The sequence below is a fragment of the Tardiphaga sp. GW821-FHT12E02 genome (assembly GCF_058807155.1).
The window spans coordinates 5140064-5150903 of sequence record NZ_JBXAQK010000001.1 but is presented as its reverse complement, the minus strand read 5'-3'; the positions used below and the strand labels follow the sequence as shown (position 1 = coordinate 5150903).

The window sequence follows — 10840 nt, the reverse complement described above, 5'->3', positions numbered from 1 at the left end:
CGGGAGCGATTCGTGATTCGTAGAGCGAGATCACTATCGGCAGTCGCCGGTTTCGTTGTTGCTTGCGTATCATCTTCGTCAGTCTGGTCTCAGAATCTCCCGCCGTTGCCGGATCCCGGCAGCGTGTCGAATGAGAATCTGCGCGGCCAGCAATTGCTCCGTCGCGAGACCGATCCGGATCCGAACATACCTGGCGTGATCGGCCCCGCTGCATCGCCCACGGTGATCGGGCCGAGCGGCGGTCCGACTTTCGTGCTCAAGAAAGTGGTGTTCGACAAATCCGAGTTCCTCTCGCAGCAGGAACTCGATGCGATTGCTGCGCCCTATATCGGCCGCCGCGTCGATAATGCCGAATTGCAGCGCCTGTTGAAGGCGGTGAACGATGTCTATGCCGAGCGTCGCCAGATCACGGCGATTGCTTTCTTGCCCAAGCAGGATCTCAAATCTGGCACGTTGCGCATCGGCATTGTGGAAGGGCGCGTCGGCGCAGTGAACGTTCAGGGCGGCAAAAGCGTGAAGCCGGAAGCGATCACCGACGCAGTGAAGCTTGTTCCGGGGACGGTCGTCGATGTGCCAAAACTCGAGGATCAGGTTGCTTGGTATAATCGCGGTCACCTGTCGCAATTGCAGGCGGCGCTGCAGCCAGGCGTGAGCTTCGGCCTCACCAATATCGATCTGTCGGTGCTGGAGCCGCCGAAGAACGTGTTGCAGATGTTCGTCGACAATCAGGGCATCTATTCGGTCGGCGAATTCCAGGGCGGCGCCAATTTCCAGCATTACAACATGCTGGGTCTCGACGACCGGCTGACGGTCTATGGCATCTACGCGCAAGGCAACAAGAACATCAATGTCGCCTATGACATGCCGGTCAATCCATGGAGCGGCCGCGCCGGCGTGAGCTACTCCACCGGCCGCATCGGCGTTTACAAAGGCGCCTATCGCGATCTCAACATCACCGGCCGGTCGCAGACCGTGGCCGTGAATATGAGCCAGCCGCTCGTGGTAACCTCCGCTTTCGCGTTCTTGCTCAATGGCGCGCTGTCGCAGTCGAATTCGGCGTCGAGCCAGGCCGAGGTGCAGATCACCGACAATGAGACGCGCAAGCAGACTGTCGGTTTCACGATGGCCTATACCAGCGAGAAATTCTCATCGACCTTCTCGCCGAGCTTCTCCTTCGCTCATACAAATTTCAAAGTGGTGGAAACAGCGCAGGATTTCCACACCGTTAACGCGACTTATTCTGCGGCGCTGCGGCTGCCATATGATTTTATCGCAACGACGTTCAATTACGGCCAGTGGGCCGACACCAAGCTGCTCGCCGGCGACCAGCTTCTACAGATCGGCGGCCCGACCACCGTGCGCGGTTATCCCACCAGTGGTGTTGCAGGCTATGCCGGCTATTACGGCAATGTTGAACTGCATCACCATCTGAATGCACTGGCCGAGGGCCTCGATGCCTTCGCCTTTGTGGATTACGGCGCCGTTTACAGCACTTTTCCTGCCTCAGTCTATCTGACGTCCGTGGGCGGAGGGCTCAGCTACAAGGCGTCGAAATATTGGGTGGCCGATATTTCCGCAGGCACGCCGTTGACCAACGTGATTTCGGATCAGCCGAATTATTTCGTTTATTTTCGGCTGACGGCGAAAGTCAGCAGCGCTAACTTTGAATGAGTTCGGGTTCTGCGTGAGCGCCCGATGCATCGAGCAGGGACGTGAGCAGAACATGATGAATCGAACGATCGCAGTTGCGCTGGCAATGCTATGTGTTGCCGGTGTGGCCTCAGCCCAGACGAAAGACGCAGCGAAAGATGTGGCAAAACCCGCGGCGCCTGCCCCGGTTTCCTCGGCGCCGGAGCGCACCACGGCGAGTTTCGGCGATTGGATCATGCGCTGCGAAGCGATAGGCGCACCGGCGAAGCGTGTTTGTGAAGTGGCCCTGATCCTGACGGCCCAAGGCCAGAACGCGCCGATCGCGCAAGTTGCCATCGGAAAGGTTGGTGCCGCCGAGGGCAAGCCGACCACTATTGTCTTGCCTCACAATGTCTCGCTCACCAGCAAGCCGAGGATCGTGTTTGCGAAAGCGGGCGATACGCCAGTCGAATTCACCTGGCAGCGCTGTACGCCTGGTGCTTGTTTCGCTTCGGTCACGCTGTCCAACGATGCGGCAAAGACGCTGGGCGCGCAGGCCGAAGCCGGCAAGATCGTTTACAAAAACGCTGGCGAGCAGGAGATCGCGCTGCCGATGTCGTTCCGCGGCCTCGCCCAATCGCTCGACGCATTGGCGAAAGAGCCTTGACGCATCTCATTGAAACATCGCCCAGTGCGGCTGTTCGCTCCTGACGCAAGGTGGACGTTTGGCGGCTTGGCCTTAGCTCCGAACTACGGCAGGTGCGTCCTTACGCTTGTAACGAAGACGCAAGGACATATTCAATCGTTGCGCTGTTCTGTTGATCGTCATGCGATAGCGCGTTCAGGTCCAGGTTTTCGCCGCGGAGGCGCGATAGTGTGGTCACTGCGCGGTCTCGGTCGCCGTCGAGGAGTTGTCCGAGATTCGTAACTGCAGCATTGGGCCGGCGTTGCCGGATCGCCTTCAACGTTGCTGCCATCAAGTCGGCGCTCATGCGTCGGAGTTCGCTGGTTTGATAGTCTAGCGGAGTCTTCCAGATCGTGGTCCAAACCGTGTGATTAGCGAGGTCGGTCAGCAATTCGACCAGCAACTCATTGCCCGATCCGCGTGCGATCGTCTTGACGGCGCGGGTCATGGTACGCGCAAAAGCGATAGGATCATCGACCTCAATCAGTGATTTGAGTTCGTCGCTGCGGCGGGTGAGGGTGTCGATATAGCTCTCGATCGGCGCTGTCGCCATAGTGCGCACGGCGAGCATCGATAGTGCAGTACGCACATTGAAGAGATCGGCTACCGATTTTAGCGACAGTGGTTTGATATAGGCGCCGCGGCGCGGCCGCACTTCGACGAGGCGGCGACGCTCCAGGATGCGGATCGCTTCGCGGATCGGGCCGCGGCTGACGCCGAAGTCGCGTGCAAGATCGAGTTCGACCAGGCGCTCGCCGGCTTTTCGACGGCCGGACACGATCTCGGCGCCGAGCTCCTCCGCCACCTGATCGGGCAGTGTGCGCGGCGCAAATCTGCGTTCACTCGCACCTTCTCGTTCGGTCGATGGCTTGCGTAGCACCGCGGCCATGACGTCCTCCTTCACCGGTCTTTCCGAGCCGCGGAATGCCCGCGGTCATGCGACAACAATCTCTAGCTATCGCGGAAGTCAATTGTTGACAATTGACAATTGGTGACCTTTCATTGGTGAACGGTCGTGCAAACGATACCGGCGGAAAGCCGGATGTACGGCGATAAGTCCCGGCGACAGACCGGGATGCAAGGGAGGCAACGATGGCGACAACGCCTACGCTGGCTATGGTCCAGTCGATTACGCTTCAGCCGCATTGTGTCGGCCGCCCGTCATTTGAGCGCCACCATCCTCAGGACCGTCTGGCGCGCGTCGAACGTCATCGTCATCCGCAAGCCGGTTGAGGTCGCCGTGACGGGTGTTACCGACATCTCGACGGCAATGGATCCGGGCACGCATCGGCGCGCAACCGCGTCTGCGCAGCCGTTGCTGGATGTGCGCAATTTGTCGCTGTCCTTTGCGACTGCGCGCGGAGCGCTGCCGATCACACGCAATGTGAATTTCAGCATCGCACCGGGTGAACGCGTTGGTCTCGTTGGTGAGAGCGGTTGCGGCAAGACCGTGACCGGTCTGTCGCTACTGCGCCTGCTGCCGCCGCAGTCAGCGCGCATCGAAGGCAAGATCATTTTCAATGGTGTCGATCTGTCCTCACTATCGCCGCGGAAATTGCGCGCCATTCGCGGCCGTGAAATCGCGATGATCTTCCAAGAGCCGATGAGCGCGCTCGATCCGGTATTCACCGTGGGCGATCAGATCGCAGAAGCGTATTGCATCCATTTTCCCGTCAGCCGGGCGGAAGCGCGAGCGCGCGCGATCCAGTCATTGCGCGACGTCGGCATTCCGGCGCCGGAGCGGCGCTGCGATGAGTATCCGCATCAATTGTCCGGCGGCATGCGCCAGCGCGTGATGATCGCCATGGCATTGATCTGCGAACCGAAACTGCTGATCGCCGACGAGCCGACCACGGCGCTCGATGTCACCGTCCAGGCGCAGATCACCGACCTGCTGCGCTCTCTCAGTGAACGCACCGGCACGGCATTGATTTTCATCACCCACGATCTTGGCGTCGTCGCAGAGACGTGCACGCGGATGATCACCATGTATGCCGGCGAGGTGGTCGAGGATGCGCCGGTGGACGATGCGCTGATGCGGCCGCGCCATCCTTATACGTCAGGTTTATTGCGTTCGTTGCCGAGTCTTAGCGAGCGCCGTGGCGTACTGGCCTCCATTCCCGGCCGCGTGCCATCGCCCAACGCGATGCCGGCCGGTTGCCGGTTCCGCGCCCGCTGCAAACATGCTGTTGTCGGCTGCGAGCGCGAGCAGGCGATGATCGATACCGACGCGCATCGCGCTGCGCGCTGCTGGCGCGCGCCGGAGCTCGAATTGCCGGGAGCGGTGAACTGATGGCAGCTCCGGGCAAAGACCACGGCGTGCTCGCGGTTCGCGATCTACGCATCCTGTTCCCGACCCGCGACGGCCGCGACACGGTCAAGGCGATCGACGGCATGGATTTCGAGGTGCAGGCGGGCGAGACCTTCGGCATCATCGGCGAATCCGGTTCGGGCAAGACCACGCTCGGTCGGGCGCTGGTGTCGCTGCTGCCGCCGACGGAAGGCCAGATATTGCATGATGGCACCGATCCGTCGGCGCTCGGGACTAGTGCATTCCGCAAGCATCGCCGCGACTATCAGATCATTTTCCAGGACCCCAACGCCGCGCTCAATCCGCGCATGACGATCATCGATAGCGTAGTCGAGCCGATGGAGATCATGCGGGAGGGCAATGCGGAAACGCGTCGCCGCCGCGGCATCGAGGTGCTGGAGCGTGTCGGCCTGTCTTCGGAAGCCGCGGGCCGCTATCCGCACCAGCTTTCCGGTGGCCAGAAGCAGCGCGTCAATATCGCCCGCGTGCTGACGCTGCGGCCCAAAGTGATCGTCTGCGACGAGGTGGTGGCCGCGCTCGATGTCTCCATTCGTGGCGACGTCCTCAATTTGTTTGCTGATCTGCAGCGCGAGTTCGGCCTGACCTATGTTTTCATCACTCACGATATTTCAGTGGTGTCGCATATCTCCGATCGTATTGCCGTGACCTATCTCGGCAAGCTGATGGAGCTCGGTCCGGGGGAAGAGGTAGTCGAACATCCGCTGCATCCCTATACGCGCGCGCTGCTGTCGGCGGAGCCGATCCCGCTGCCGTCGCATCTGCGCGTCGATCGCCGCATCATCCTCGAAGGCGAAATTCCGAGCCCTGTTGCACCACCTTCCGGCTGCCGCTTCCGCACGCGTTGCCCATCGGTGCAGCCGCGCTGCGCCACGGAAGTCCCGGAATGGCGAGAGGTCAAGCCGGGACATCGTGTTGCTTGCCACTTCGCCACCGCCGATGGGCCGCCACCGAATAATCAGAAGACGCTAAACGCGTCATCATCATTGGGAGAAACGACATGCGTGTGATCGATCTCGGCCCGCGGCAATTGCGCCGTCGCGATATTCTCGCGCTGATGGGCGGCGTGGCTGCTGCCGGTGCGCTCGGGATGCCGGCTTTTGCGCAAGAGGCCAAGAAGGGGGGCGTGCTGAAGGTTGGCGCTCCTGCCAATCCGTCGTCGCTCGATCCCGCGACCGGCGGCGCCGGCTCCGATCACAGCATTCTCTGGACCATGTATGACACTCTGGTGGAGTGGGACTACGACACGCTGAAGCCGAAGCCCGGCATGGCGAAATGGGCGTTCCCCGATCCCAAGACCATGGTGCTGGATATTCGACGGCATCAAGTTCCATGACGGTACGGCGCTGGATGCCGAAGCTGTCAAGTTCAACCTGGAACGCAGCCGCTCGGACCAGCGTTCGAACGTCAAGCCCGATCTGTCGAGCGTGGAGGCGGTCGAGGTGACCGGCCCGCTGCAGGTGACCCTGAAGCTGAAGAACCCGGATACCGCACTCCCTGCAATTTTGTCCGATCGCGCTGGCATGATGGTGTCGCCGACAAACATCAAGGCGCTGGGCAACGAGACCGATCGCAAGCCGGTCGGGGCAGGGCCATGGAAATTCGTCAAATGGAACGACAATGAGATCATCGTCGTCACCCGCCACGAGAACTACTGGCGCAAGGGCCGTCCCTATCTGGACGGCATCGAGTTCAATATCATCACCGAGAATGCCACAGCGTTGCGATCGGTGGTCGCAGGCCAGAACGACATGGCGTTCCAGCTGCCGGCGCGCCTCAAGCCGGTGATCGAGCGCGCCAAGAACCTCGAGACTGTGACCTCGCCGACATTGTATTGCGTGCAGCTCTATTTCAACTATGCCCGCGCCCCACTCGACAATGTGAAGGTCCGGCAGGCGATCAATTTCGCCTTGGATCGCGATGCCTTCGTCAAGGCGACATTGAGCGGCCTTGGTGAGCCCGCTCGGATGACGCTGCCGAGCTCACACTGGGCGTTCAACAAGGCCGTAGCCAATACCTATCCGCACGATCCCGAGAAGGCGAAGAAGCTGCTCGCCGAAGCCGGCTTCAAGGATGGGCTCGAACTCACCATCGGCGGCTACACGGATCAGGACTCCGTCCGTCGCGGCGAGGTGATCCAGGAGCAGCTTGGCAAGGCTGGCATCCGCCTGAAGTTCACCCGCGGCACCATCGCCGAGATCAGCGCGCAGTTCTTCGCCACGGAGAAGAAGTTCGATTTGCTCGTCTCAGCCTGGACCGGTCGTCCCGATCCCAGCATGACCTATGCACTGGGTTTCGATCAGGGGGCTTATTACAACGCCGGCCGCACCGCCGATCCCGAGCTGTCGAAACTCATCAAGGAAAGTCGCGAGAGCGAGGACCTGGCCAAGCGTGCAGAAGTTTTCGCCAAGATCCAGAAGATCACGGTGGAGACCGCGCTCTCAGCCCCTCTGGCATTTCAGTTCGAACTCGATGCGCTGTCCGCCAAGGTCAAGGGCTTCAAGCCCAACCTGCTCGGCAAGCCGAAGTTCGAAAATATCTCCCTCGGATAACGCGCCGGGGCCGCGCATGGCGCGGCTCCTGCCTCCGGAGTGAACCGCTCTATGAGACATTCAGCACGGCTCCGTATCGTCGGTCGTCGCCTGTTACAGGCGATTCCGGTGATCGTGTTGTCCACCTTCATCGTGTTCGGTCTGCTCAAGCTGGTGCCGGGCGATATCGCCGTCACGCTTGCTGGCGACAATGCGTCCGACCAGCGCATCGCGGAGATCCGCGAAATCTACGGGCTCAATCAGCCGTTCCTCGTGCAATACGGCGCATGGCTGTTCAAGGCGTCGCATGGTGACCTGTCGAATTCGCTGATCTCCAACGAGGCCGTTCTGACGTCGATCCAGCGCTGCCTTCCGCATACGTTGCTGATCGTCGCGCTGGCGCTCTTGATTGCGCTCATCGTCGGCATCCCGCTCGGCATCGCCGCTGCAACCAAACCCGGCTCATGGATCGATAGCACCGTGATGGCGATCGCTTCGCTCGGCGTGGCCGTACCAAACTTCTGGCTAGGCATGCTGCTGGTCGCGTTCTTCGCGCTGCAACTCAACTGGTTGCCGGCGACTGGGGCTGCATCGCTGATGAAGGATCCCTGGGCTGCACTCAGTCACGCCATTCTGCCAGCGGTCGCATTGGCGTCCGGCGGTATTGCCGAAGTCGCGCGTCAGCTGCGTTCGTCGCTGGTTGAGATCCTGTCGTCTCAACAGGTCCGAACGCTGCATGCCAAGGGATTGCCCCCATCCTCGATCCTGTGGCGACACGGCTTAAAGAATGTCAGTGTCAATCTGCTCACTGTCGTCAGCCTGCTCGCCAACCGCATGCTGGCGGCGACCGTGGTCGTCGAGGCCGTTTTCGCCATTCCCGGCATGGGCGGCCTGATCGTCAATGCGGCCATGAATCGCGATTTCCCGGTGGTGCAGGGCGTCGTCTTCACCATGGTGCTGATTGTTGTCAGTCTCAACCTGCTGACTGACATTCTCTACAGCGTCCTCGATCCGAGGATCTCATCATGACCGACGCTGCTTTGACCCTGCCGCAACCGCGGCGCCCGCGTCGTCTCGCGGGCTTCGGTCGCTGGCTGCTGACCGATATTCGCGGTGCAGTGAGCCTCGGCTTCCTGGTCGCACTGATGTTGATCTCGGTGTTGGCGCCTTGGATCTCGCCTTACAAGCCGACGGCGCAGGATCTCGATGCCTCGCTGGCGACCATGTCGGTGCAGCACTGGCTCGGCGCCGACGATCTTGGCCGTGATACGCTGAGCCGGCTGATCCATGGCGGCATGGCATCGCTCTATGCCAGCTTCCTCGCGGTCGCCATCGCGGTTCTGATCGGTGTCCCCGTCGGTGTGCTTGCTGGCTATCTTGGCGGCTGGGTCGATACGATCATCAGCCGCATCATCGACAGCTTCCTGTCTTTCCCCGCGATCGTGCTGGCGATCGCCGTGACGGGTGCGCTCGGCATCGGCCTGACCAATGGCATGATCTCGGTGGGTATCGTGTTTTCGCCGCAGCTCGCGCGCCTCGTTCGTGCGCGGACTCTGGTGGTGCGGAACGAGCTCTATGTCGATGCTGCCCGCTGCTTTGGCGGTTCGACGATGCGCATCCTGTGGCGGCATGTGCTGCCCAATGCGATCCAGCCGGTCATTGTGCAAGTCACATTGCTGCTCGCGGCCGCGTTGCTCGCTGAAGCCAGTCTCAGCTTCCTCGGCCTCGGCATCCAGCCGCCGGATCCGAGCTGGGGCGCCATGTTGGCGCGCGCCTATCAGAACATGGAGATCGCGCCGGAGCAGATGTATCCGCCCGGCCTTGCGATCCTGTTCACCGCGCTGGCCTTCAATACACTGGGTGAATCGCTGCGCGTCGCCCTCGATCCGACCATGAAACGTAACTGACAAAAACCGGGGAAAACGGTGATGACCGCAAAGCTCAACGAAGCTGACTATCTGGCCAGATTGCACGACCTGTGGGCTAAGGCTTGGCCGAAGGGGACACCGACCAAGCCGAATTACATTCATGGCGAAGTGGCGCTGACGGAATATCTGCGCGCCTGGGCCAAGCGGCAACCGGAAAAACCTGCAGTGATCTTCTACGGCCACGTCACCACCTATGGGGACCTGGATCGCCAGAGCGATCGCTTCGCGGCATTGCTGATGGAGAAAGGTGTGCGCAAGGGCGACCGCGTGGCCGTGTTCATGCCGAATTGTCCGCAATTCCATATCGTATTCTTCGGCATTCTGAAGCTGGGTGCCATCCATGTGCCGGTCAGCCCGCTCTCGCGCGCGTTTGAACTGGCCTATGAGCTTAACGACACCAACGCCGAAGTCATCGTGGCGCTGGACCAGCTCGCGCCTGTCGTCGATCAGGTCCGCGGGGAGACGAAATTACGCGAGGTGATCGTCACATCTTTCGCCGATGTCATTCCGGATCAGCCAACCATTCCGGTGCCGGATTCCATTCGCGCGCCGCGTATTGCCATTCCCGGCGCTACCGATCTGCTGCCGGCACTGGCCGCGCTGCCCGAGCCGAAGCCGCTGCCGCCGGCCGGCCTCGATGACATCGCCGCGCTGAACTATACGGGCGGCACCACGGGCATGCCGAAGGGATGCGTTCACACCCAACGCGACATGGTCTACACCGCTGCCGCCAATCACGGCATCTCGGTGGTGTCGCGCGAAGACAGCGTCTATCTATCGTTCTTTCCGGAATTCTGGATCGCGGGTGAGAATTTCGGTCTGATCTTCCCGCTATTCGCCGGCGCGACCCTGGTGCTTTTGGCGCGATGGGATGCGGTTGGCGCGCTGTCGGCGATCGATCGCTACAAGGTCAATATCACCGCTATGCCGGTGGATGGCGCCGTTGAGCTGATGGATCATCCGCGCTTCAAGGAGTTTGATCTTTCCTCGCTCAATCAGGTCCGTGTCGTGTCCTTCGTGAAGAAGCTTAATCCTGACTACCGCAAACGCTGGAAGGATCTCACCGGCATCATTCTCGCCGAAGCATCCTGGGGCATGACCGAGACCCATACCTCGAATACATTCGTCGCCGGCTTCCAGGACAATGACTTCGATCTGTTGTCGCAGCCGATCTTTGTGGGCCTGCCGGTGCCTTGCGCCGAGTTCAAGATCACCGATTTCGAAACTGGCGAACTCATTGCACTCGGCGGCGAAGGCGAGATCCGCGTCCGCACGCCGTCATTGCTGAAGAGCTACTGGAATAAGCCGCAGGCGACTGCAGAGTCGCTGGTGGATGGTTGGCTGCGCACCGGCGATATCGGCACCATCGACGAACAGGGTTTTTTGCACTTCCTCGGTCGCCGCAAGGAGATGCTGAAGGTCAAAGGCATGAGCGTATTCCCGCCAGAGATCGAGGCACTGCTCGGCCAGCATCCCAAGGTGCTCGGGTCTGGCGTGGTAGGACGCGACGATGCGGACAAGGGTCAGGTGCCGGTGGCCTATATCCAGCTCAAGCCGGAAGCGATCGGAAACACATCGCCGGACGAGATCCAGGCTTGGTGCGCGGAGCGGATGGCCACCTACAAGGTGCCGGAAGTCCGCATCATCGACGCGCTGCCGATGACCGCCACCGGCAAGGTGAAAAAGCAGGAACTGAACGCCAACGCGCCGCGCTGAGCGGTTCGCATTGCCGATCATT

The 10840-nt window shown here is 61.0% G+C and carries 8 protein-coding genes and 1 pseudogene; 8 read left to right on the top strand and 1 reads right to left on the bottom strand.

Annotated features, from left to right (window positions below; genetic code table 11):
- Window positions 1-123: 123 nt before the first annotated feature.
- Together AC1RQ5_RS24335 and AC1RQ5_RS24330 are read left to right on the top strand one after the other, a co-directional pair.
- Window positions 124-1671, top strand: a complete 1548-nt coding sequence (locus AC1RQ5_RS24335; RefSeq protein WP_493202393.1) for a ShlB/FhaC/HecB family hemolysin secretion/activation protein — start codon at window positions 124-126, stop codon at window positions 1669-1671.
- A gap of 52 nt (window positions 1672-1723) precedes the next feature.
- Complete coding sequence (locus tag AC1RQ5_RS24330) at window positions 1724-2296, top strand: invasion associated locus B family protein (protein WP_493202392.1); 573 nt, start codon at window positions 1724-1726, stop codon at window positions 2294-2296.
- A 100-nt stretch (window positions 2297-2396) separates the two neighbouring features.
- Here the strand turns inward: AC1RQ5_RS24330 and AC1RQ5_RS24325 are convergent, their stop codons facing one another.
- Window positions 2397-3203 (bottom strand): GntR family transcriptional regulator, encoded by an 807-nt coding sequence (locus tag AC1RQ5_RS24325; RefSeq protein ID WP_493202390.1) that lies wholly within the window; start codon window positions 3201-3203, stop codon window positions 2397-2399.
- Window positions 3204-3584: 381 nt separating this feature from the next.
- Here AC1RQ5_RS24325 and AC1RQ5_RS24320 point away from each other — a divergent pair, with 381 nt between their 5' ends.
- From AC1RQ5_RS24320 to AC1RQ5_RS24295, 6 genes and pseudogenes are all read left to right on the top strand, one after another.
- Window positions 3585-4607: an ABC transporter ATP-binding protein gene (locus AC1RQ5_RS24320; protein ID WP_493203549.1), complete on the top strand. Its 1023-nt coding sequence runs from the start codon at window positions 3585-3587 to the stop codon at window positions 4605-4607.
- Window positions 4607-5653, top strand: coding sequence for an ABC transporter ATP-binding protein (locus tag AC1RQ5_RS24315; RefSeq protein ID WP_493202388.1), 1047 nt, complete (start codon window positions 4607-4609; stop codon window positions 5651-5653). Before AC1RQ5_RS24320 ends, AC1RQ5_RS24315 begins: the two co-directional genes overlap by 1 nt.
- Window positions 5644-7195, top strand: a pseudogene (locus tag AC1RQ5_RS24310) (ABC transporter substrate-binding protein). The gene AC1RQ5_RS24315 and the pseudogene AC1RQ5_RS24310 overlap by 10 nt, the downstream one beginning before the upstream one ends.
- Window positions 7196-7246: 51 nt before the next feature.
- Window positions 7247-8203 (top strand): ABC transporter permease, encoded by a 957-nt coding sequence (locus tag AC1RQ5_RS24305; protein WP_493202387.1) that lies wholly within the window; start codon window positions 7247-7249, stop codon window positions 8201-8203.
- On the top strand, window positions 8200-9081 hold the full coding sequence (locus AC1RQ5_RS24300) for an ABC transporter permease (protein ID WP_493202385.1): 882 nt from the start codon (window positions 8200-8202) through the stop codon (window positions 9079-9081). The genes AC1RQ5_RS24305 and AC1RQ5_RS24300 overlap by 4 nt, the downstream gene beginning before the upstream one ends.
- Window positions 9082-9102: 21 nt before the next feature.
- Window positions 9103-10818, top strand: a complete 1716-nt coding sequence (locus AC1RQ5_RS24295) for an AMP-binding protein (RefSeq protein ID WP_493202384.1) — start codon at window positions 9103-9105, stop codon at window positions 10816-10818.
- Window positions 10819-10840: the final 22 nt, after the last annotated feature.